Source organism: Exiguobacterium sp. s35 (genome assembly GCF_018617535.1).
In the GTDB taxonomy this organism is placed as follows: Bacteria; Bacillota; Bacilli; order Exiguobacteriales; family Exiguobacteriaceae; genus Exiguobacterium; species Exiguobacterium aestuarii.
In genome coordinates, this window is sequence record NZ_JACSKI010000001.1 from 1,165,217 (window position 1) to 1,188,668 (window position 23,452).

A 23,452-nucleotide genomic window follows, 5' to 3' on the forward strand; every position below is an offset into this window, starting at 1 on the left:
AAAACTGATAACTGTATCATAATGAAGATACTTGATTTTGAATACCTTTTTCAAGTATTTTGTCTATTATTTTTGCGTTGTTTTGAACCAATCATCAATCTGTTTCACTACATTGGCAACAGCTCGAACGTCTGTGAACGACGGAAGCTCAACGAATAAGGCTTGTTTCGGGCGTGTGACGCCTTCCCCTACTTTTTGTAGAAGCAACAAACTTTTCGCATAGCGTTCATCTTTGAACATCGTCGTCGGAAGTTGGATCACACCTTTGACAACCGCTTCACGGTCCATCCATTGTTTTAATTTCCCTTCATCATCCTGTTCAAACAAATTGTTCGGAATGACGAACAATCCGTGTCCACCCGGTTTCGTATGACGGATCGCCTGTTCCATCATCAAGAAATGAGAATAGGCATGTCCTTCATTACGTTTCATGTCGTATTCGGCCGCGACTTCATCATTTGGGTAGTAACCGATCGGCAAATCCGCAAGTGACAGGTCGCTCGGTTCGACAAACAAGGGGGCGAGCGCGTCTTGATGGAAGTATGAAACCGGCTCTCCTAATAAATTGCTGATCGAATAAGAGAGACGAAGCAACAATTCATCGACTTCAACCGCTTGTGCCGTCGCTTCTTTCAATTGCGAGAGGACAGCGTGTGTCAACGTGCCTGTTCCGCTCCCAAGATCGAGAATCGTCGCGCCATCTTTGAGTAGCTTCGTTGCCAAGTAGCCGATGAACAAACTGACCGCATCCGGAGTCGGTTGGTTGTTCGGTGGTAGTTGCGTCGTTTCTTCAAGCACGAGTAGACTGACGGCTTTCCGCACATCATCCATCTTCTCATTTTCGATGTCGACATGGTCAAACACTTGCACGAGTGCCTCAATCGGTAATACATCAAGGTCGTTGACAAGTTTTTTCGCTTCTTTCTTCCAATCACGATACAGTTGTTCAAAACGTTCCATTTTCGTTCATCCTTTCCATACAAAACCGGCCCCCCATAAGAGGACCGGTCGGTTCACGTACTAGTGTAAGCTATTTTAATCAATTTCGCCAAACGAATCAATTCGCTTGTTCGAATGCTTTGAGCGCGGCTTCGAAATCGACTTCGTCCGTCATTTCATCCATATATTGAACGTACTGGACGACACCGTTTGAATCGACGACGAACACAGAACGAGCGAGAAGACGCATTTCTTCAATTAATACGCCGTACGCTTTCGCAAATGATAGATCACGGTGATCAGAGAGTGTGACCACGTTGTCTAGACCTGAAGCCGAGCACCAACGACGTTGTGCGAATGGGAGGTCGTTCGACACAGTCAAGACCGTTCCGCCAAGTGATGATGCTTTTTCATTGAATTCACGCGTTTGTGCGTCACATACGCCTGTATCAATTGAAGGAATGACACTGATTAATTTTTTCCCCGGATAACTTCCTAATGTCACTTCTTCTAAAGCTGTCGTCAACACTCGGAAGTCAGGAGCTTGGTCTCCCACTTTCACTGGATTTCCTTGTAATGTCACGTTGTTCCCTTTAAATGTTGGCATGAACTCATCCCCTTTGTTGTAGTTACTTTCTCATCATATCGATGAAATTGAGCCTTTGACAAACTTCCTGCTTTTGGCTCTGTTTCAGTTTTCCCTATATTGGTTGAAGGAAACACGTTATAATAAGAGGGACACCATTGACAAAGGGGATGACTCAGATGAGAAATAACGTCTATTTGTACCATCGTAACGTCAACGAATTCACTAAAGAAGTGAAAAAGCTAAAAGAAATCGGGGAAAAACACGGGTTCAACATCGTCAATCAACCGGAAGATGCGAATATTATCGCTGCGGTTGGTGGGGACGGCGCCTTTTTACAGGCTGTTCGCTATACAGGTTTTCGTCAGGATGCTATCTACGTCGGATTCGGACGCGGATTGAACGAGTTTTATTGTGACTTTGACATACATAAACTCGATGAAGTCGACCGTCTCTTCTCAGACAACTCGACGCGAATCGAAGAAGGTCTCGAAGTACGCAAATATCCACTTCTCTCTGCATCAATCAACGAATCAACACCGCTTCTTTGCTTAAATGAAGCTTCTATTAAATCGAGTATCATCAAATCACTCGCGATCGAGGTTTATATCGACGACTTGCACTTTGAGACATTCCGTGGGGACGGAATGGTCGTGTCGACTCCAACCGGTTCGACTGCTTATAACAAATCGTTGAGCGGCGCGGTCGTCGACCCACTCATCCCATGTATGCAAGTCAGCGAGATCGCTTCGGTCAACAACAACCGTTATCGTACCCTCGGCTCATCGTTTATCGTCCACGAATCGCGCAAGTTATCGCTTCGCATCGTCGAGGACGGAAACGATTACCCGATCATCGGTATGGATAACGAAGCACTCAGCTTGAAGTACACTGATCGGATTGATATCGAACTTTCTGATAAAGTCATCAAGACTGTCAAACTTCGCACGAACTCGTTCTGGCATAAAGTACAACGTTCATTCTTCTAATCAAGAAGAGGAGCCGGTTGACCCTAATTGGGATCAATTGGCTCCTCTTTTATTTACGATGTGACGACTTCCGCCTCATATACCGGTTTTCCTTCGACAACCGTCATGACTAAACGATTGTGAAGAATCTCCTCCCCTTGTAATTGGAAGAAGTCCTCGTCCCACACGGTGAAGTTTGCGTTGTAACTTTGAATCAACAACCCGTTTCTTCCGTGTGTACCCGTGGCGACATGAGGTGAATACGTAAAGCTACGAAGTGCCTCATACATCGATAAACGTTCACTCGGATTTAACGTGCCCGAACCTTTAAACGACTGTCTCGCTACCGCTCCGAACAACCCTTTCCGAACATCGACGGATGAGATCGGGGCATCACTTCCCCCAAGCAACAACGCTCCCGTATCAAGAAGTGACTTGAAGCGATACACATCATGAACGCGGTCATTCCCTAACCGTTCAAATAACATATCTAAGTCGTCAGAAAGGAAGACCGGTTGCGCATCAATCAGAACAGGCAGGGATTTGATACGCTTGATTAAGGAATCGTTCAACAAGGAAGCGTGGATAATGCGGTCTCGCGTTCCTTTTTTAGCTGGATATTTCTCAAGCAGACTGACAAACTGTTCGACGGCCGCATCCCCAATCACGTGAGCCGCCACGTTCATCCCGTACGTACGTGCCTTTTTAACGAGCGCCTCTAGATGATCCGGCCGGTGCACTTCGATACCTCGCTGAGCCAGGTCATCGGCGTACGGTGCTGAGAGTAGTGCTGTCCGCCCCCCGAACGAGCCGTCTACGAACAGTTTCATCGCCCCAAAGTCAAACCGTTTTCGTTTTGTCATCGCATCATGTTGAATGACACGGTCCACCACTTGTTCATGAACGAGAAGATGCGCTTGGAACGGTAATTCATCTAGCACGTCCTCATACGCTTGAATCGTCTCTAACGGGTCACCATGATAAAACAAGTCCTCGGTGTGGGCACCAACAATCCCGTGTGCGAACAACGAATCGATGGCACGTCGGAGTGAGGCAGCATTTTTCTTTCGATTGCCACTCAATTCTTTATATAAGAGGTCGAGCGCGGCATCATACAGGACACCGTTCAACTTTCCTTCCTCGTCCCGGCCGAGTTTCCCGCCTTCGATCACCGTGTGATGAATCAGGCCGAGGCGCTCGAGTCCTTTCGAGTTCACGACCGCCACATGACGGCAGACACGCTTCAAGACGACGGGACGATCCGAAATGACTTCATCAATCATGTCTCGCGTCGGCATTTCACCGAGTAATCGATCATCAAATCCTTCTGCGACCACCCATTCATCATCTGACCCTTGTTGTTTCATCGTCTCAAGTAATTCTCGAAGGTTGGTCGCCTCGCTTGCATCGACACGGTCTAGCGCTTCCCCGTAACCAACAAGGTGAATGTGCGAGTCTGTGAAGGCAGGATAGACACTCTTTCCTTCTAAGTTCACAATCTCTTCAATCCGACCGGCGTATGTACGACGGAGATGACCCTCTTCGCCCATTTTTAAGATTCGTCCATGCTCCACGAACATGGCCCGCATCATTTCACCCGGTTTATTCAACGTATAGATGTTTCCATTAACCCATAACGTACCCATCTGACGATTCCTCCTTGATTGAAAAAAGATTGACGTCTACGTTTTTCCCGTTTCCGTCAATCTTCATGCATCGTTTATTTTTTTAGCAGTTCTTGCTGTTCTAACCCTTGATCGACACGTCGACGAATCTCATGCGCACCATCTTCTTCGAAGCGGCCGAGCACACGCTCACCGATTTCAACGGCAGTACCATACTCACCGTGCAAAAACTTGTTTTCTGCGAGTGTCAAAGCGATGTGCACTTCGTTGTCACGACGACGGAATCGGTTGGCGTATTGTAACAACTGTTCAGCATACGTCACTTGACGAATCAGCGCATGGACACGGTCGCGGAAGTGATCCATCATTTCTTCTACATCATGACTGAGTCCGACGATATAGGTCATATTAAATGGCGCTTTATCGAACTGTTCATCTAGAGACTGGACGCCTTTTTGAAGTTGACGTAAGTCGTTGGATAAATCGTTCGGGACGACAGGCATCGCGCTTTTCGCCAGAAGGCGGCGGTGCGCAGACAATTCTTTCTTCCACGTTTCGAGCTTATGGCGTACTTCAAGTTCTTCCTTACGTAACGAATTCGTGTCCTCGATGAATCGCTCATGCATGGCATTGAATTGATCGAGCGAACGTTTCGCTTCTTGGACTTTCGATTTAATCATGCTATACGGCAACATTTGGGCGACGAGCGCTTGCTCGATATCAAGTACATTCGCCGTGAGCGTCGTCCGTTCGCGTTCTAACTGTTCAAACTCCTCGCCGACACGAGCGTTGATCTCATAATTACTGACGAGTCGAGACATTTCTGTTTGCAGGTTGCCCATGATTTCGGAAGACTGACGTTCACGTTCCTGAATCGTCGCAAATTCCTTCTTCACATATTGGCGTGCATCGACTTCTGTTCGGAACGCCTCAAACAGCTGGTCGATATCGGAACTCAACTGTTGCATGTCCTCTTCGAAATGATCAAATTCCAATCTTTCGATGCGAGCCATCAGTTCCTCACGACGTTCTTCCGCTTGATCGATTTCTTCCATTAATCCGAGCGGTTCGAGCGCATACCCGTCCATTTGCATTTCTTTATGTCCAGCCCGTAACTGTTGAAGTTGTTGTTTCAACTCCACTTGGACCGTACGTACGAATTGCGGGATGATTCGAATCAATTCACGGATATGACCGACTTGGTTCGATAAGGCTTGTCCAGTCTCGAACGCCTCAGAGACTTGACCGACTTGTTTCAAGTTGATCATTTCACTGCGTTTCGCCTCAGCGGCGGCAATCTCTTGCTCGACAAGCGCATACGTCGGCCCGAACGCATGATTTTGTGAATTCAATGTTTTGCGGAACTGATACAATTCTTTCTCGTCTTGCTTCACGATGTCCATGAGCGAAGTGTGGTGTGTCGTGAACTCATCCATCTCATCGAGCATGGCGTGTACCATCGTCTCGAGTTCTTCGATGAGTTGTTCTGTCGCATTCAAGTCCGCCTTCACTTTCATAAAGCGATATTTGTCCAAGTCTTCCTCGGCTCGGTATAGCGCTTCATCGATTTGACCTGCATGCACACTGACCAACTCATCCCAAGATTGATGCCAACGATCGAACTTTTCTTTCGTTTCCCCTTCCATTGGCCATTGCTTGAACTTCTGAAGTTCAACCGGGATGCTCGCGCTGAGCACACTCTGTTTCCTCATATCCAAGTCATCGATTTTTTGGTAAAAATTCCTTCGAATGAGCATACTCCCCAACATGCCGCCTAATACGACGACGATGATTCCAATGATTAACCCATAAATTCCGTAATCCATCTTTGTCACAACCTCCAAGCCGCTTTCGTGGACTTATGTACCTTATATAAAAAAGAAGTATTTTATAAGAATAGATATACCTAATCATATTATAGAACCAATGATTTGCATAGGTTTTCCAATGGTTTCAGTGGAGATTGTTCATTTTTTCTGAACTTTCTAGCAAGACAAATCCGAAATTAGCGTGTACCATAATGCTAAATTCTAAAAACAAGAAAGATGGAGGGGATTCAATATGTTCCAAACAACATCCTATTCAGGTGATTTAGCTGCCGGTTACGATTTATTAAATAAACAACTCGCCGCTCTATTAGAAGGTGAAACAAATGCTGTCGCCAACCTTGCTAACGCAAGTGCTTTACTAAACCAATTTTTAGATCGAATCAACTGGGTCGGCTTTTATGTGACAGACTCTGAGGATAGTCTCATTCTCGGCCCTTTCCAAGGTCTTCCAGCTTGTGTGCATATCGCATTCGGAAAAGGTGTTTGTGGAACAGCGGCGTCTACACAGGAAACGCAGCTTGTCGCTGACGTTCATCAATTCCCAGGACATATTGCGTGCGATGCGGCTTCGAACTCTGAAATCGTTGTACCACTCGTACGAGACGGGAAGACAATTGGCGTCCTCGATATCGACAGTCCAGAATTCGATCGTTTCTCCGAAGTCGATCGTGTTGGACTCGAACGTTTTTGTGAGACGCTACTTCGCTTTATTTGATTGACAAGCATTTACTTTCATCGTATACTCATCTTTGTGCATGAAATGACGATAGCAGTCATAGACAAACGTATCCACCTTTCGGGCCTCGACTTAGTCGGAGGGGCATCTCGTAGCTTCGCTATCAAGTGAAGGTGCTTGCACCTTGAAAGGGGCGTTACTCGTCTTTGACACCGTTGTTCTTTTGTGCAAAATACATGAACAACAAGGAGGAGTCCAATCATGGCTCGTTACACAGGTCCAGCTTGGAAACTCTCGCGTCGCTTAGGCATCTCGCTTAGCGAAACGGGTAAAGAATTAGTAAAACGTCCTTACGCACCAGGTCAACACGGAAATGGTCGTAAGAAAATCTCAGAATACGGTCTTCAGCTTCAAGCGAAGCAAGCACTTCGTCACATGTACGGAGTGAACGAGAAGCAATTCCGCCGCATCTTCAACGATGCTGGTAAAATGCCAGGCATCCACGGTGAGAACTTCATGTTCTTGCTCGAATCACGCCTTGACAACCTCGTTTACCGTTTCGGCCTCGCTCGCACACGTCGTGGAGCACGCCAACTCGTCAACCACGGTCACATCACAGTTGACGGATCACGCGTAGACATCGCGTCTTACCGCGTAAAACCAGGTCAAGTTATCGCAGTTCGCGAAAAGTCGAAAAACGTGAAAGCAATCGCTGAAGCTCTTGAAGTAGCACCAGCTACAAAAGACTTCGTATCGTTTGACGCTGAGAAACTCGAAGGTACATTCGTACGTCTCCCAGAACGCGCTGAACTCAACGACCAAATCAAAGAGCAACTCATCGTCGAGTACTACTCACGTTAATGCTTTTAATCCCCTTCTTTGCGAAGGGGATTTTTTATTTCTTCAGAATTTCTTGTCGAATGTGTCCCATCTGCGTATCGAGGGCATCGGCCATCCGTGACGCTTCAATGAGTTCTTCTTTCGACGACTCCGGTACCTCGTGCTGATATTTATATTGAAGTTTATGTTCCGTCGCCGCCCAAAAATCCATGGCAAGCGTACGAATTTGAATTTCAGCCGGTACCCAGATGATCCGCTCGGCCAAATAGACCTTTGTCTTCACGATGAGATGTAAACTCCGATACCCGCTCGGCTTCGGATGTTCGATGTAATCTTTGATTTCGATGATGTCCAAATCATCCCGTGCCTCTAAATGACGCAAAATCTCATAGATGTCATCACGGAAGCTCGTGACAATCCGAATCCCCGCCACATCATGGACGTGTTCCCAAAGTGCAGACACCTCTAGAGGTAAGTCTTTCCGCTTCATTTTGCGCACGATGGACGGTAACGTCTTCATTCTCGTCTTTACGTGTTCAATCGGTGAATAACCGAGTCGCGTCTGCCAATCCAAGTCAATGATCCCGAGATCGCTCTCGAGCTCCGTGATCGCCATTTCATAATATCGAAAGTGTTCGCGCCATTGATGGAACTGGTCGCCGAAAAATTCTTCAATTTCCATCGTCATCCCTCCTATCTCCTCATTTTATCAAATCCGAATAACATAGAATGTATAAAAAACGTCCATTCCTCAACAAATGAGGAACGGACGTGATGATTATACGTGACGAATCACGAAATATTTTTTCTTACCGCGACGAATGATTGTGAATTCACCGAGTGTGTCTTCGCGCGTGACGACTTTATCAAGCGCTTGTTCGCGTCCGCCGTTCAAGTAAATCGCTCCGTTCGTCACATCTTCACGTGCCTGACGTTTTGATGGTGAGATCTTCGCCTCGACGAGGAGGTCGACGATGTTGCGCTCACCGTCAAGCTCGAATTGTGGCATTCCTTTGAAAGCATCTTCCATGTCTTCTGGTTGAAGCGACGTCAAATCTCCGCTAAAGAATGCTTTCGTGATACGTTCCGCTTGTTCAAGTCCTGCTTCACCATGGACGAGCTTCGTCATCTCTTCTGCGAGACGGCGCTGCGCCATACGCTTCTCAGGTGCTTCTGCCACTTCAGTCGCAAGTGCTTCAATCTCTTCATGCGACATGAACGTGAAGTATTTGATGAACTTGATGACATCTGCATCGTCAACGTTGATCCAGAACTGGTAGAACTCGTATGGCGACGTCTTATCTGCGTCTAACCAAACCGCACCGCCCGCTGTCTTCCCGAACTTCTGTCCGTCCGACTTTGTGACGAGCGGAACCGTGAGACCGAACGCTTTTTCTGAGTGCCCGAAGCGACGAATCAATTCAAGACCTGCCGTGATGTTCCCCCATTGGTCACTTCCACCGACTTGAAGACGACATTTCTCTGTCTCGTATAGCTTCAAGAAGTCGTAGGATTGGAGCAACATGTATGAGAATTCTGTGTACGAAATCCCGTTCTCCATGCGTGAATCGACAGAATCTTTCGCAAGCATGTAACTGATTGGGAAGTGCTTCCCGATGTCGCGAAGGAAGTCGATGATTGACATCTCTTCCGTCCATTCGTAGTTGTTGCGAATCGTGATCGGGTTTTCCCCTTCAAGTGGAAGGAATCGGCTCAACTGATCTTTGATGCGATCCGAGAAAAGTTTAACCGTATCTAACGTGTTCAGTGAACGTTCATCCGAACGACCTGACGGGTCTCCGATCATACCTGTCGCCCCACCGACGAGCGCGATGACCTGATGGCCTGCTTGTTGGAAACGTTTTAGCGTCAAAATCGGGAGCAAGTGCCCGATATGAAGCGAGTCAGCTGTCGGGTCAAATCCCGTGTACAACGTCGTTGGTTGTTTCAGTTGTTCTTTCAATCCTTCTTCATCTGTCATTTGGTTGACAAGCCCTCGAAACTCTAAGTCTTTTAATAGTTCCATCTGTTCCACTCCTTCAATTGACATAAAAAAAACGCCCCTTCTCATATGAGAAGGGACGGAGATTCCGCGGTACCACCCTACTTGTCGCAATTTGCGACCGCTTGAGCGAGAGATAACGGTCTCGAACCGGCCTAAAGGCACGCTCTGAAAGTGTAATTCATCGTTTGGCATTGGCTAGTTCACAGCAACCACTAGCTTTCTGGACAAGAGGCCCACCGACTACTTCGCTTTCTTCATCGCGTCATGATATCGTTGACTATGCTATTCATTTTATAAGCATCGTTTTCGACTTGTCAACTCCCATATCGAAACTTGCATGAGACTTCGGTTTCAAGGTAAGGTGTAGGTTGAATTGTGCTATAATCGAATATATTACTGTCTAAAATAGTTTTACACCATATTAAGGAGGCTGTCATGCTGCAGAAGATTCGAGACTTATGGAATAATCCGACGTCCATGAAAGCACGTCGTTATGCCAATGTGATCTATGATGTGTCCTGGAACGTCCTACTCCTCACCATCATTTCTGTTGTACTAATCGGGTTTTTAGGTGCCGGAATCGGTGTCGGATATTTCGCATCCCTTGTCAAAGATATGCCGACCCCTGCCTATAAGACCATGACGTCACAAATCAATACGTACACGTCGACGTCAAATATTTATTTTGGGAGCGGAGAACGCATCGGGAACTATACGACCGATGAAGTTCGAATTCCGATTCCCGTAGAAAAAGTATCACCATATGTGGTCGATGCGCTTCTCGCGACTGAGGATGTCGAGTTTTATGAACATGATGGTGTCGTGCCAAAAGCGACGCTTCGCGCCATCTTACAAGAAGCGACAGGGTCAGAGGATCGCACAGGTGGTTCGACCTTGACGCAACAATTAATTAAAAACCAAATGCTGACGAACGAAGTCTCGTTCGAACGGAAAGCAAAAGAAATTTTACTTGCACTTCGTCTTGAAAAAGCGATGGATAAGGATGAGATTTTAAATGCCTACCTAAACGTCGTCTCATTCGGTCGTAACTCGATGGGACGTAACATTTCAGGAATCGAAGCCGCTGCAAACGGCGTATTCAATACATCTGCCGAGAAATTAACGCTTCCACAAGCAGCATTTTTAGCAGGTATTCCGAAAAACCCATTCTTCTATACACCTTACTATCAAGGTGGGGTCATTAAAGAAGATGTGTCAGGTGCGGTCAACCGAATGAAGACCGTCTTGAACCGGATGTATGTCGCTGGGAAGATTACACAAGAAGAGTATGACGCAGCGTATAACTATGACATTACGCAAGACTTCATGAAGACGCAGTCGAAACCACGGGATAAGTATCCGTACGTTATTGATGAAGCCGAGCTTCAAACACGACAAATCGTCACAGACTATTTGATTAAACAAGATGGAATCAATGTGAACGACCTTGAACCAAAAGAACTGAAAGAAATTGAATCTAGCTACGCAAAACGTGCTCACAACATGTTGCGGCAGGGCGGATTTAATATTCACCTGACACTTGATAAAAAGATTCATGAAGCGATGCAACAACCTGCCAAAAATGCAGGGAACTTCGGACCAAATCAGTACGTTGAGGAAAATGACAAAACATATCCTGAACAAACGTCTTCCATCATGATTGAGAACAAAACCGGAAAAGTTCTTGGATTTGTGGGTGGTCGTTATGTAAATGGTAAGCCGGATGATTTGAACAGAGCATTTTACGCAAACCGACAAATCGCTTCCACTGCAAAACCAATTCTAGTCTATCCGAACGCTATTGAAGCTGGTCTTATTACTCCAGCTACAGTTGTGGTAGATGAAGAATATTTCTACAAATTCACTGGTCCTGGTCAAGATAAAAAATCGGTCTCCAATGAGGGAGGAAATTTCCGAGGACCTGTCACAGTACGCGAAGCGTTAAAACTTTCTTTAAACGTACCAGCTGTTAAGATTTATGAAGAACACAATCAAAAATACGCGGACACTAAAAAATTGATCGACATGGGCATCCCTGTTTCGGAAGTTAACCGCAATGCTTCATCGATGGCACTAGGTGTAGGTGAAGTCACACCAATTAAGTTAGCCTCTGCATATGCGATGTTAGCTAACTATGGGGAACATGTAGACCCTTATCTCGTCGAACGTATTGATTATCAAGGTGAGACGATTTATGAGGCAAATCCAAAGAAAACACGGATTTACTCTGATCGCACATCATACCTTGTCGTCGATATGCTTCGTGATGTCTTCACATCTGGTACTGCCACTTATGCAAACTCATTGTTCAATGTACCTGGCGACTGGATAGGTAAGACAGGTACAAACAATGACCAAAAAGATTCATACTTGATTGGTTCGAATCCTGAAGTGACTTTAGCAGTATGGTCTGGCTATGATACACAATTAGCCACTATGAAAGATGGGAATGGATATGGTCGGTACTATCAACGTACGCAACGGATTTGGTCGGAAACGATGAACCTCGCGTATGCAGCTAATGCTGATGCTTTCAATGTCAATGCCCGCTTCAAACAACCTTCTAGCGTAACTGCAAAAGACTTCAAAGACTCTGGTTCATTCTCTGAGAAGAAGAAAGTAGAAGAGAAAGAAAAAGAAGAGGAAGAGAAGAAGAAGGAAGAAGAAGAGAAGAAACGAGAGGCGGAGGAAGCGAAGGAAGAGGCTGAAGAGAAGAAACAAGAAGCCGCTGCCGATGCTGCCGCTAAGAAAAAAGCTGAAGAAGAAGCTAGAGCTAAAGCCGAAGCCGAGGCAAAGAAAAAAGCCGAGGAAGAAGCGAAGAAGAAAGCTGAGGAAGAGGCACAACAAGAAGCTGAGCCACCAGCTGAAGAGAATGCCGATTCGGACGGTGCATAAGCAAACGGTCGACACATCGCGTGTCGACCGTTTTTTGTATATCTTAATCTTCCATCGTGGAGAGGTCACCTGTCTCAAGATTCAACTCCCAAGCTTTCAAGACACGACGCATGATCTTACCGCTTCGCGTTTTCGGCAACTTGTCTTTGAATTCAATTTCACGTGGTGCCGCATGCGCAGCTAATCCTTCTTTGACGAATTGCTGGATTTCTTGTTTTAACTCATCCGACGGCTCATAGCCTTTCCGAAGCGCAATGAATGCTTTGATGATTTCGCCTCGGACCGGGTCTGGTTTTCCGATGACACCCGCCTCAGCGACAGCCGGGTGCTCTACGAGTCGGCTTTCGACTTCAAATGGACCGACGCGTTCTCCTGCCGTCATGATGACGTCATCCACACGTCCTTGGAACCAGAAGTATCCGTCTTCATCCATGTAAGCCGAGTCGCCCGATACGTACCAATCTCCCCAGAAATAGCTCTCATACTTCGCATCGTTCTTCCAGATTTTCCGCATCATCGATGGCCAAGGCGTCTTGAGTGCCAAGTTCCCCATTCGGTGTGGCGGAAGTGGTTGACCGCGGTCATCCAAAATGGCAGCTTCACATCCTGGGACCGGTTTCCCCATTGAACCAGGTTTGATGTCCATCGTCGGATAGTTACAAATCATCATCGCACCCGTTTCTGTCATCCACCACGTGTCATGGATTCGGAGGTCGAACGCCTCGTGTCCCCAGCGAATGACTTCAGGGTTCAACGGCTCACCGACCGATAAAATATGACGCAATGACGACAAGTCATACTTTTCAAACGCCTCATCGCCCGCGCCCATGAGCATCCGGAACGCCGTCGGTGCACTATACCAGACCGTCACACCGAATCGTTCGATGACCGAATACCAGAACTCAGGGTTGAATCGGCCCCCAACGATGACGTTCGTCGCCCCGTTCAAGAACGGTGCAAAAATCCCGTAGCTCGTCCCAGTTACCCAGCCCGGGTCAGCGGTGCACCAGTAAATATCGTCCGGCTGAAGGTCAAGCACCCATTTACCGGTCATCATATGTTGAATCATGGCATTATGAACATGAAGGACCCCTTTTGGTTTTCCTGTTGATCCTGATGTATAGTGTAAAATCAGACCGTCTTCTCGATCGACCCATGTTAACTCGAGTTCTGTCGTCGCCCCGTTCGCCAATTTCCGATAGTCGAGCACTTTCCCCGACTCTTCGATATCGTCACCGACGAGCAGAATCGTCTCGAGGTGCGGCAACTGGTCGACCGGTACACGTGGCAACAGTTCTTTCGTCGTCACAATCACTTTTGCTTCAGAGTCGAGCAATCGATCGTGTACCGCCTGTTCCATGAACGCCTCAAACAACGGTCCAACGATTGCTCCGAGTTTGATGGCACCGAGTAAAATAAAATAAAGTTCTGGTTGACGTGGCATAAAGATAAAGACGCGGTCGCCTTTCTCCACACCAATCGACTTCAGAACATTTCCAGAACGATTACTTTCTTGCTTCATATCCGCATACGTGTAACGCTCTTCCCGATCCCCATCGAAATAGAGCAATGCCACTTTCGTCGCTAATTCACTCTCCGCATGACGATCGATTGCTTCGTATGCCAAATTGACTTTCCCCGTTAAGTTCCAAGAAAATAAAGCTTCTGCTTGTGTCCATTCAAACGACTGACAAGCCTCTTCATACGACGCTAATTGATGTTCCCCTGTTAACGCTTTCAATTTTTCCATCGCTAAAGATTCGCCTCCCCTGTAAAGATTGGTATAACCACTTTCAGTATAGTGTTAAAATTATGACAAATCAATGAATTTCCAATTTCATCAAAACAGGATGATTCCTGCTTCATGAAAGCGCTATAATAAGAGGTGGAAAAGGTGGTGACCCAATGGAAAAACAATATCATTCAAAAGTGTGGCAGACCTCACAAGGTGACGTCACGATTGACGGTCCGGTTGCGCCCAACGTGCTGCAGACGTATCGTCTTGATGAAGGATTGACGGCTTTTCGTGAACCAGAAGATCAGCACGAGGCTCTTGTCGATATTGCTGGGTTGAAAGAAGGAAGAATCATCGTCGCCAGACAGGATGATCTCGTGATCGGTTACGTGACATTCCTTTATCCGGACCCATATGAGCGTTGGAGTGAAGGAAACGACCCATACATCCTTGAACTTGGGGCAATCGAGGTGAGTCCCCGCTTCCGTGGTCAACGAATCGGAAAGCAATTACTCGAAGTATCGATGATGGACCCACATATGGATGACTTTTTAATTTTGACGACCGAATATTATTGGCACTGGGATTTGAAAGGCAGCGGACTCTCGATTTGGGATTATCGAAAAGTCATGGAGAAGATGATGAATCACGGTGGACTTGTCTTCTTCCCGACAGACGATCCTGAAATCGCCTCTCACCCTGCCAACTGTTTGATGGCTCGCATCGGCAAAAACGTGCGCCAAGAATCAATCGACCATTTTGATTCGCTACGGCTTCGCCGGCGATTTATGTACGACTAAGGAGGGATTTCATGCTAATCGAACAGATGATGAATCGACATGTTGTGACGATTCAACCGACCAATACGATCGCTCATGCCGCTAAATTGATGCGCGAGCATCGTGTCCGACATTTGATTGTGACAAATCCGGCCCGCCAAGTCGTCGGGATCGTCGGACAATTTGAGATGAGTGGTGCGACGAGCGTCTTTCATCCCGAAAGTGAAAATGCAGACTTTCAAAACCCTGTATCGAGTATCATGCGTTCAGAGGTACCGACAGCGCATCCTTTCGACTTCTTTGAAGATGCAGCTGCTTTGTTTTATGAAAACCGGCTAACCTGTCTCCCCATCGTCGAACAAGGGAAACTCGTCGGTGTATTAACAGAGACCGATTTATTACGCTATTTCGTACAATTGACCGGCGCACTCGAACCGAGTTCGCAAATTGAGATCCTCGTCGAAAATACGACCGGTACACTTGAAAAAGTAACCCGACTCCTCGCCAAAACAAACGTCAATATCATCAACGTCTTCGTTCATCCGACGAGCGATCCGTATAAGCGCATCATCTCCTTCCGCGTCCAGACGATGAACCCGCTCCGAATCATCGAACGGTTGAAACGCGAAGGCTATGATGTCCTCGGTCCGGAGATGTCGCGATGAGACCGATTTACATATTTGGCGAAGACGAGACGTCTTATCGCTTTCATGAGGATCATCCGTTCAATCCGCTACGGCTGGAATTGACGACGTCACTTTTGATTGCAGCCGGAAAACTTTCCAAATCGGAATGTGTGTCTCCTCCACTCGCCTCGGTTGAAGAGTTAGCGCTCGTTCACGACCTCGATTATATCGAAGCCGTCCAAGCTGCGGCTGCGGGAGAACTTTCTACGCTGAAAGCGAATAAGTTTGGTCTCGGTACGGAAGACACACCTATCTTTCCGACGATACATGAGGGGGCCGCTCGTCTTGTCGGTGGGACGATTCATGCACTCGATCTGGTCGCGAGCGGGAAAGCGGAGCGCGCCTTTCATGTCGGCGGCGGTTTACATCATGGCATGCGACGCAAGGCATCCGGATTTTGCGTCTATAACGACGCAGCCGTCGCGATCGCACATGTGCGAAAACAGTATGGCTCTCGTGTCCTTTACGTGGATACGGATGCGCATCATGGGGACGGCGTCCAATGGCTCTTCTATGACGATGATGATGTGATGACACTGTCGATTCATGAGACGGGACGCTATTTGTTCCCCGGCACCGGAATGGTGACAGAAAGAGGGAACGGCAAAGGATACGGCTACAGTTGGAACGTACCGGTCGATGCGTTCACCCAAGATGATTCTTTCTTGACGTGCTATGAGACTGTCTTGCGCGAGGCGTGCGAATGGTTTAAACCCGATATCATCTTGACCCAAAACGGTGCAGACGCCCATGTCTTTGATCCGCTCACCCATCTGGCATCAACAATCCGGACGTTTGAACAAATTCCTCAGATTGCCTCACGCCTGGCAGATGAATATACAGATGGCCGTCTCGTCGCCCTTGGTGGCGGCGGGTATGACTGGTATCGTGCCGTGCCACGCGCTTGGGCTCAAGTATGGGCTGGATTGACGAGAGAAGCACCCTACTCTGGAGATATCCCGCGCGAGTGGATTGAGAAGTGGTCAGGTATCGCTGGTCAACCGTTGCCTACTCGGTGGGACGACTCACTTTATTCGTTTGACCATATCCCGCGACGTCAACAAATCGAAGAAAAGAATTGGGAAGTCACGAAACGAGCCTTTTGGCCGTTTATCTCAAATGATCGAAAGTCAATTTACCTATAAAAATAAGCCTCCCCTTTCCCTCACATGACGTGACGGATGGGGAGGCTTTTCATTAGTCTTGGCGAAGCGAATCACGACGCTCAATCCGGTGAGGAAGCACGACGTTTTTTTCTTCGATTTCTTCTGCGTTCAAGATTTTTGTCAAGAGACGCATCGCAACGGCTCCGATATCATACATCGGTTGAACGACAGTCGTCAACTTCGGACGAATCATCGTCGCGAGACGCGTGTTATCGTGACCGACGACTTCAAAGTCGTTCGGAACCGAGTAGCCTGCATCTTGAATGGCATGGATGACACCGAGGGCCATCTCATCAGTCCCAGCAAAAATTGCTTTCGGGCAATCGTCTCGCTGCAACATTTTTTGCATCGCTTCAAGACCTGATGCGTATGTGTAATTCCCGAGAATCATATCGTTGTCGTGGAACGGAAGATCTGCATCTTCAAGGGCGCGACGGTATCCCGCGAATTTCTTCTCGCCATTAATCTGTTGCTCGAGTGGTCCAGTGATGAAACCAACACGGTCATGTCCGTGGTTGATCAACATCTGAGTCGCATCATATGCAGCTTGCTCATAATCGATGTTGACGGCCGGGAGGTCATATCCTTGGTTCAACGTCGCTGCGAGAACGATTGGAACCGGTGATTTTTTGAACTCTTCGACGAGATCTTCATGCAAACGTCCACCCATAAAGATGATGCCATCCACTTGTTTACCTAAAAGTGTGTTCAGTAAATGGACTTCTTTGTCACGACTTGAATCCGAGTTTCCAAGGATGATGTTGTATTTGTACATCGTCGCCACATCTTCAATGCCTCGTGCCAAATCGGCGAAGAAAATGTTTGAGATGTCCGGTACGATGACACCGACCGTCGTCGTTTTCTTACTTGCTAGTCCACGCGCGACGGCGTTCGGACGATAACCAAGACGGTCAATCGCATCTTGTACTTTCTTACGTGTCGTCGGTTTGACGTTCGGGTTTCCGTTGACGACACGAGAGACGGTTGCCATGGACACCCCGGCTTCTCGTGCGACATCGTAAATCGTTACGTTGTTACTATTCATAAACTACTCCTCCTACAAGTCCTGATTTTCAAAAAGTTTTCATAAAACGTCTTAAAAAAGGAAGACAGGTATCTGTCATCCATTTACCCTGTCTTCATGCGATATAAAACGTTTCCATTTGGAAAGCTTACTTTTTCACCAAATCAAGTTGGGGAAACTGGACCGTCAGTCCTTCCACAAATTGATCGAATTGATCGAAATCCAATTGTTGTTGCGCATCCGATAAGGCAATGGCAGGATTCGGGTGTACTTCGACCATGACACCGTCTGCCCCGATGGCAAGCGCTGCTTTTGCAGCCGGCAACAACAAGTCACGACGACCTGTCGAATGGGTGACGTCCACCATAACCGGTAAATGCGTCTCTTGTTTCAAAATCGGCACTGCCGTGATGTCTAACGTATTGCGAGTCGCACGCTCATACGTCCGAATCCCTCGCTCGCACAAGATGACTTGGCTGTTCCCACTCGCCATAATGTACTCTGCCGCATAAATGAACTCTTCGATTGTAGCGGATAATCCACGCTTCAACAAGACCGGTTTGTCTGTCTTACCGACTTCTTTCAACAAATCAAAGTTTTGCATATTCCGGGCACCAACTTGAATGATATCGACATATGGCAAGGCCGACTCGACTGCACCTGGTGTCATAATCTCCGTGATGACACGTAAATCATGACGATCTGCCGCATCCTTCAGCATTTTCAGCCCTTCAAAGCCTAAGCCTTGGAAGTCATACGGCGATGTACGTGGTTTGTACGCCCCGCCTCGCATCACTTTCACTCCCGACAAGGCGAGCTTCTCTGCGACCGCATTCACTTGTTCGAACGATTCGACGGCACATGGCCCCGCAATCAGTTGCGGACGTCCGTTCCCAATCGTCACGTCCTTCACATGGACCAACGTATCTTCCGGTTGACGTTTACGTGAAACGAGTAACGTCTTATCCCGGTCTTCGCCTTGTAGTTCAGCAGACGCTTTGAATACTTCTTTAAAAATATGTTGAAGACGTGACGTTTCGAACGGTCCTTGATTCGAAGCTGCGATGAAATCGAGCATCTCTCGTTCCCGGACCGGGTCGTATCGTTCGACGCCTTGAAGACGTTTGATCTTTCCAATTTCGACGGCAAGTGCACCACGCCGACTTAGCAAGTCGAGCATTTCATGGTTCAATTCATCCATTTCTCGACGTAATCGATTCAATTGATCTTGTGGACTCATTCGTTTCCCTCACATTCTTAAGCCGTTCTTTCCAGAAACCTAATTATATCGAACTTTGTGCGCTTTGTCATAAGGAAACCTTCTACGTCACAAAATCACCAAAAAAGGACCGAACGCGTTCGGCCCTTTTACATCATTCTTCTTTTTTAAGGTCTTTCTTCAAATCATTGAGTTCTTCTTTCGACTCATCATCGAGCATCTCATTGACAGGTGCTTCGAGTGAATCGTCCGACTCAGATTCAAGTGATGAGTCCGTCGTCTCTTCTTCAGCCGCGCGGTCCATCTGTTCTTTCACTTCAGATTCCGCTTCCGCGACGAGTTGATCTGCTTTCTCCATCGCTTCTTCGATTGAGAGGTCATCCTCGTCCATCTGTTGTTTCAATTCGGCCGCTTCACGCGCCTTATCTTTCACGATATTGAGGACCGGCGCCGCTTTATCGCTCGCCACTTTAATCCACTCGCCGACGACTGGTTCTGCCTTCTCACGCATTTCCTTCGATTTGACAGTCAATCGTTCACGCGATGTAGATGTCTTTTCATCTAGGTATGTTCTTACTTCACGTCCGCTTTTCGGTGATGTCAATAGTGCGACAGCCGCTCCGACGATCCCTCCGAGAATGACACCCGTCAAAAATCCACTACTTGATTGATTCTGTTCTGTTGGTTGCTTTTGGTCTGTCATGTGTGAGTTCCTCCCCGATGTATCGTTATTTGATTGTATCGTCCGTGTTAATCATGTCGGGCGATACAGGTGCTTCCTCTTTCTTTTCACGTCGCGTGCGACGACGTGGACGTTCTTTCGTAGTTGATGATTCTGGTTTGTTTTTCTTGAACAGTTCTACCGCGACCGATCCCCATCGAACCGCTTGAGCAATCTGTTCTTTGTTTTCATCTGCTGCCGAGTGGACAGAAGTTGAGACGGTACGGACCGATTCAGTTACCTCGTTCAGTGATGTACCTAATTCATCGAGTGCATGGGCAACAGGTGCGAGCAACTCTGTTTTTTCTTCCACGTTGTCGACGAGACGGTTCGTCTTATGTAAGAGCGCCGTCACTTCCATTGTGATTCCGTCGAGCTGGCGTTCTAAGTTTTCTGTCGTATTGGCGACGCTACCGAGTGTACGGTTTACATTCGATAAGACACGTGCCAAGAAGATGACGAGTACGACAAACGCGAGGGCCGCAATCAGGCCAGCGATGCCTCCTAATGTGATCTCCATTCAATCCATTCCTCCTATTCAATCGTTTCTTGTTTCATTATAGCACCATTATGACTGAAAAGATTTGCTACAACCGTTTTCGCCATTCGGTCTGATTATTCCTTTACCCGTTTTTATGTTTTCGATTACACTAAAATAGAAATTCATAAAAATAATTAGGGGTGGTCGTGTGAGAGATCCAAGAATTACACAATTAGCAGACGGTTTGATTAATTATTCCGTCAAGTTACAACCGGGGGAAAAAGTACTGATCGAGAATTTTGGTGTAGAGGAATCGCTCGTCGAGGCACTTGTCGAAAAAGCATATGAGGCCGGTGGACACCCATTCGTCTTGTTGAAAGAGAGCCGCATCTTACGCAAACTGTATATGGGAGCAAGTCGTGAGCAACTCGAACTCATGGCTGACATCGAACGGAAACAGATGCAGGCAATGGATGCGTACATCGGCTTACGTGCCGGCGATAACATCAACGAACTTTCTGACGTGCCGAGTGAGCAACAAAAACTCGTCGGTGCCACACTCGGTAAAATGCACACGGAAGACCGTGTCAAAGGAACGAAATGGGTCGTACTTCGTTACCCTTCTCCATCAATGGCACAATTGGCAGGTAAATCAACAGAAGCGTTCGAAGACTTCTACTTCAATGTATGTACACTCGACTACGGCAAAATGGACCGTGCAATGGACGGATTGGTTGAATTGATGAACAAGACGGACCGTGTCACATTGAAAGGACCAGGAACGGATCTCTCGTTCTCTATTAAAGATATTCCGGCAATCAAGTGCTCTGGTCAAATGAACATTCCAGACGGTGAAGTGTTTACGGCACCGGTAAAAGATTCGGTCAATGGTGTGATCACGTACAACACTCCATCTCCATACCAAGGATTCACGTTCGAGAATGTGAAGTTGACGTTCAAAGACGGCAAAATCGTGGACGCGACGGCCAATGATACAGAACGAATCAATGAAGTGTTCAATACAGATGAAGGAGCTCGTTACGTCGGTGAGTTCGCAATCGGTGTGAACCCATACATTCAACATCCGATGAAAGATATCCTCTTCGATGAGAAAATTGACGGCAGCTTCCACTTCACGCCAGGTCAAGCGTATGACGATGCCTATAATGGCAATAATTCGTCAGTTCACTGGGACCTCGTCAACATCCAACGCCCGGATTATGGTGGTGGTGAGATCTGGTTCGATGATGTCCTCATTCGTAAAGACGGACGTTTCGTCATCGATGCGTTGCTTCCACTCAATCCCGAAAACTTGAAATAATATAAAATGGTGCGCCTGTCGAAGGCGCACCATTTTTGTGGTTACAATTTTGTTTTTTTACCGAGTGCGGCAGACATCATCCAAATTTCTTTTTCGAGTCGCTCGATATGAGAGACGAACGTATCTTCAATCGCTTCATCCCCGTCTTCAAAGTTTTCCATCGCATCTTGCATCTCTTGGCGAATTTGTTTGAAGTCGTTGATGATATCTTTAATCATCTGATCCGTTTCCGCATGACGATCACCTTCTGTAAGCGTCGAGTGCTCCAAATACTCTTTCATCGTCGCAAACGGTTCACCGTCATTCATAAGAAGTCTTTCCGCTACGTCATCGTAGAGTTCCGCGACCAAGTTATAGAGCTCTTCGAGTTTCTCATGATACGTAAAGAAGTGAGGACCGCTAATGTACCAATGATAATTATGCAGTTTCACAAACAGTAACCCATAGTTTGCGACTTCCTTGTTTAACGTATTGAGTGCACCTTGACTAGCCATTCCAAACATCTCCTTTGTCATATTCATCGATACTACTATTACCGAGATTTTGGTTGGCTAAACATAAAAAAGGAGAGACATTCGTCCCTCCCCCGTCTTATGCTTCAAGTTTTACGATTTCTTCATATTCGCGCTGGTACGTTTGGATGTCACCTGCACCCATGAACAAAAGTACTGCCTTGTCATGATTGCGTAAGACGCTCGTACCACCACGTTTCAAAATATGCGCACCGTCGATTCGTGATTGAAGGTCCTCGATTGTGACAGTCCCTTCTTGTTCACGGGCTGAACCGAAGATATCACAAAGATAGACCGTATCTGCTTCAGCCAATGCTGTTGCAAAGTCATCCATGAATGATTTAAGACGTGTGTACGTATGTGGTTGGAAAATCGCAACGACTTCCCGCTCTCCATACTTCTTCCGAGCCGCTTCGACCGTCGCACTGATTTCACGTGGATGGTGTGCGTAATCGTCAACGAGTACTTGATTGTTAAGCGTTGATTCACTAAAACGACGCTTCACCCCGTTGAATGATGCAAGACGATCTTTCACCAACTCTTTCGGTAAGTTCTCGTAATCACATGTAGCGATGACAGCAAGAGCGTTCAACACGCTATGGTCTCCGTATCCAGGAATGCGGAACGTTCCGTAGAAATCATCACGTAAAAAGACATCGAACGTCGTTCCGTTCTCTGTCGACGTAACGTTTTCTGCACGGAAATCGTTATGCGTCCCAAACCCGTAATAAACGAGTGGAACGTTCGCTTGAATGTGCTGAAGATTCTCATCATCGCCACAAGCAATGATTCCTTTCTTCACTTGTTTTGCCATCTCCTGGAATGCATCGATGACATCGTCTAAACCAGAGAAGTAATCTGAATGGTCAAAGTCGATATTCGTCATGATGGCATAGTCTGGACGGTAATATAAGAAGTGACGCTTATATTCGCAAGCTTCGAAGACAAAGTTCTTCGAATCGGCAACACCTTCACCTGTTCCATCACCGATTAAGAATGATGTCGGTTCGATTCCACGCATGACGTGTGCAAGCAAGCCTGTAGTCGATGTTTTACCGTGTGACCCTGTGATGGCGACACTTGTGTAATGGTTCGCGAGCTCACCTAAAAACTCGTAGTACTTATAAATCGTCAATCCGAGTTCACGCGCGCGTACGATTTCTGGATGATCGTCGCTGAACGCATTTCCTTGTACGACGATTTGATCTTCAGAAATATTTTCAGGGTCGAATGGCAAAATTTCAATCCCTTTTCGTTTCAATGCTTCTTCTGTAAAAAATACTTTTTCAACGTCCGATCCACGGACCTCATTATTCATATCAAATAAAATTTGAGCTAAAGGACTCATGCCCGTTCCTTTAATTCCGACGAAGTGATAACGGTTCATCTGTAAATAGCCCCCCTAATTCATTGCGGCTCGTCAAAATGCGACAAACCTTTGTCAT

21 protein-coding genes and 1 other annotated feature are annotated in these 23,452 nt (G+C 46.9%); of the genes, 8 read left to right on the forward strand and 13 right to left on the reverse strand.

The window, feature by feature from the left end; translation table 11 throughout:
• Positions 1-66: 66 nt before the first annotated feature.
• Positions 67-960: a class I SAM-dependent methyltransferase gene (locus KNO75_RS06045; RefSeq protein WP_214820402.1), complete on the reverse strand. Its 894-nt coding sequence runs from the start codon at positions 958-960 to the stop codon at positions 67-69.
• A 97-nt stretch (positions 961-1,057) separates the two neighbouring features.
• Positions 1,058-1,546 (reverse strand): thiol peroxidase, encoded by a 489-nt coding sequence (tpx, locus tag KNO75_RS06050; protein WP_214820404.1) that lies wholly within the window; start codon positions 1,544-1,546, stop codon positions 1,058-1,060.
• 149 nt (positions 1,547-1,695) lie between these two features.
• On the opposite strand from tpx, the gene KNO75_RS06055 reads away from it, so the two are divergent.
• Positions 1,696-2,514: an NAD kinase gene (locus KNO75_RS06055; protein ID WP_214694006.1), complete on the forward strand. Its 819-nt coding sequence runs from the start codon at positions 1,696-1,698 to the stop codon at positions 2,512-2,514.
• A 53-nt stretch (positions 2,515-2,567) separates the two neighbouring features.
• Here the strand turns inward: KNO75_RS06055 and KNO75_RS06060 are convergent, their stop codons facing one another.
• Both KNO75_RS06060 and ezrA read right to left on the reverse strand, forming a co-directional pair.
• Positions 2,568-4,139 carry an amidohydrolase gene (locus KNO75_RS06060; RefSeq protein WP_214820406.1) on the reverse strand — a complete coding sequence of 524 codons (1,572 nt, stop codon included), beginning with the start codon at positions 4,137-4,139 and terminating at the stop codon, positions 2,568-2,570.
• A 74-nt stretch (positions 4,140-4,213) separates the two neighbouring features.
• On the reverse strand, positions 4,214-5,944 hold the full coding sequence (gene ezrA, locus KNO75_RS06065; protein WP_214693268.1) for a septation ring formation regulator EzrA: 1,731 nt from the start codon (positions 5,942-5,944) through the stop codon (positions 4,214-4,216).
• A gap of 235 nt (positions 5,945-6,179) precedes the next feature.
• Here ezrA and KNO75_RS06070 point away from each other — a divergent pair, with 235 nt between their 5' ends.
• Positions 6,180-6,662, forward strand: a complete 483-nt coding sequence (locus KNO75_RS06070; RefSeq protein WP_214693271.1) for a GAF domain-containing protein — start codon at positions 6,180-6,182, stop codon at positions 6,660-6,662.
• 222 nt (positions 6,663-6,884) lie between these two features.
• Entirely contained in the window at positions 6,885-7,484 is a 600-nt protein-coding gene (rpsD, locus tag KNO75_RS06075; protein ID WP_074033444.1) for a 30S ribosomal protein S4, read from the forward strand.
• A gap of 34 nt (positions 7,485-7,518) precedes the next feature.
• On the opposite strand, the gene KNO75_RS06080 is transcribed toward rpsD, so the two are convergent.
• Positions 7,519-8,145 (reverse strand): GTP pyrophosphokinase, encoded by a 627-nt coding sequence (locus KNO75_RS06080; RefSeq protein WP_214820408.1) that lies wholly within the window; start codon positions 8,143-8,145, stop codon positions 7,519-7,521.
• 96 nt (positions 8,146-8,241) lie between these two features.
• Positions 8,242-9,489, reverse strand: a complete 1,248-nt coding sequence (gene tyrS, locus KNO75_RS06085; RefSeq protein WP_214821696.1) for a tyrosine--tRNA ligase — start codon at positions 9,487-9,489, stop codon at positions 8,242-8,244.
• 48 nt (positions 9,490-9,537) lie between these two features.
• Positions 9,538-9,735, reverse strand: a binding site (T-box leader).
• A gap of 168 nt (positions 9,736-9,903) precedes the next feature.
• On the opposite strand from tyrS, the gene KNO75_RS06090 reads away from it, so the two are divergent.
• Complete coding sequence (locus tag KNO75_RS06090) at positions 9,904-12,363, forward strand: transglycosylase domain-containing protein (protein WP_214820417.1); 2,460 nt, start codon at positions 9,904-9,906, stop codon at positions 12,361-12,363.
• Between the two features lie 43 nt (positions 12,364-12,406).
• On the opposite strand, the gene acsA is transcribed toward KNO75_RS06090, so the two are convergent.
• Positions 12,407-14,113, reverse strand: a complete 1,707-nt coding sequence (acsA, locus tag KNO75_RS06095) for an acetate--CoA ligase (protein ID WP_214820419.1) — start codon at positions 14,111-14,113, stop codon at positions 12,407-12,409.
• Between the two features lie 155 nt (positions 14,114-14,268).
• Here acsA and KNO75_RS06100 point away from each other — a divergent pair, with 155 nt between their 5' ends.
• Genes KNO75_RS06100 through KNO75_RS06110 form a run of 3 tightly spaced genes read left to right on the forward strand, consistent with a single transcriptional unit; the run spans position 14,269 to position 16,708 of the window.
• Entirely contained in the window at positions 14,269-14,898 is a 630-nt protein-coding gene (locus tag KNO75_RS06100; protein WP_214820421.1) for a GNAT family N-acetyltransferase, read from the forward strand.
• An 11-nt stretch (positions 14,899-14,909) separates the two neighbouring features.
• Complete coding sequence (locus tag KNO75_RS06105; RefSeq protein ID WP_012726747.1) at positions 14,910-15,542, forward strand: acetoin utilization AcuB family protein; 633 nt, start codon at positions 14,910-14,912, stop codon at positions 15,540-15,542.
• A complete protein-coding gene (locus KNO75_RS06110) occupies positions 15,539-16,708 on the forward strand; it encodes an acetoin utilization protein AcuC (protein WP_214820423.1) in 1,170 nt (389 codons plus the stop codon). The genes KNO75_RS06105 and KNO75_RS06110 overlap by 4 nt, the downstream gene beginning before the upstream one ends.
• 52 nt (positions 16,709-16,760) lie before the next feature.
• Here the strand turns inward: KNO75_RS06110 and ccpA are convergent, their stop codons facing one another.
• The 4 genes from ccpA to KNO75_RS06130 form a co-directional block, all read right to left on the reverse strand.
• Positions 16,761-17,774: a catabolite control protein A gene (ccpA, locus tag KNO75_RS06115; protein ID WP_214820432.1), complete on the reverse strand. Its 1,014-nt coding sequence runs from the start codon at positions 17,772-17,774 to the stop codon at positions 16,761-16,763.
• 127 nt (positions 17,775-17,901) lie between these two features.
• Positions 17,902-18,993 (reverse strand): bifunctional 3-deoxy-7-phosphoheptulonate synthase/chorismate mutase, encoded by a 1,092-nt coding sequence (locus KNO75_RS06120; protein ID WP_214820434.1) that lies wholly within the window; start codon positions 18,991-18,993, stop codon positions 17,902-17,904.
• A gap of 133 nt (positions 18,994-19,126) precedes the next feature.
• Entirely contained in the window at positions 19,127-19,675 is a 549-nt protein-coding gene (locus KNO75_RS06125) for a YtxH domain-containing protein (RefSeq protein WP_214746413.1), read from the reverse strand.
• 25 nt (positions 19,676-19,700) lie between these two features.
• Positions 19,701-20,213: a DUF948 domain-containing protein gene (locus KNO75_RS06130; protein WP_214782151.1), complete on the reverse strand. Its 513-nt coding sequence runs from the start codon at positions 20,211-20,213 to the stop codon at positions 19,701-19,703.
• A 169-nt stretch (positions 20,214-20,382) separates the two neighbouring features.
• Here KNO75_RS06130 and KNO75_RS06135 point away from each other — a divergent pair, with 169 nt between their 5' ends.
• Positions 20,383-21,495, forward strand: coding sequence for an aminopeptidase (locus tag KNO75_RS06135; RefSeq protein ID WP_214820436.1), 1,113 nt, complete (start codon positions 20,383-20,385; stop codon positions 21,493-21,495).
• Between the two features lie 41 nt (positions 21,496-21,536).
• Here KNO75_RS06135 and KNO75_RS06140 read toward each other — a convergent pair whose 3' ends face one another.
• Both KNO75_RS06140 and murC read right to left on the reverse strand, forming a co-directional pair.
• On the reverse strand, positions 21,537-21,989 hold the full coding sequence (locus KNO75_RS06140) for a Dps family protein (RefSeq protein WP_214693309.1): 453 nt from the start codon (positions 21,987-21,989) through the stop codon (positions 21,537-21,539).
• Positions 21,990-22,086: 97 nt separating this feature from the next.
• Positions 22,087-23,394: a UDP-N-acetylmuramate--L-alanine ligase gene (murC, locus tag KNO75_RS06145; protein WP_214820438.1), complete on the reverse strand. Its 1,308-nt coding sequence runs from the start codon at positions 23,392-23,394 to the stop codon at positions 22,087-22,089.
• Positions 23,395-23,452: the final 58 nt, after the last annotated feature.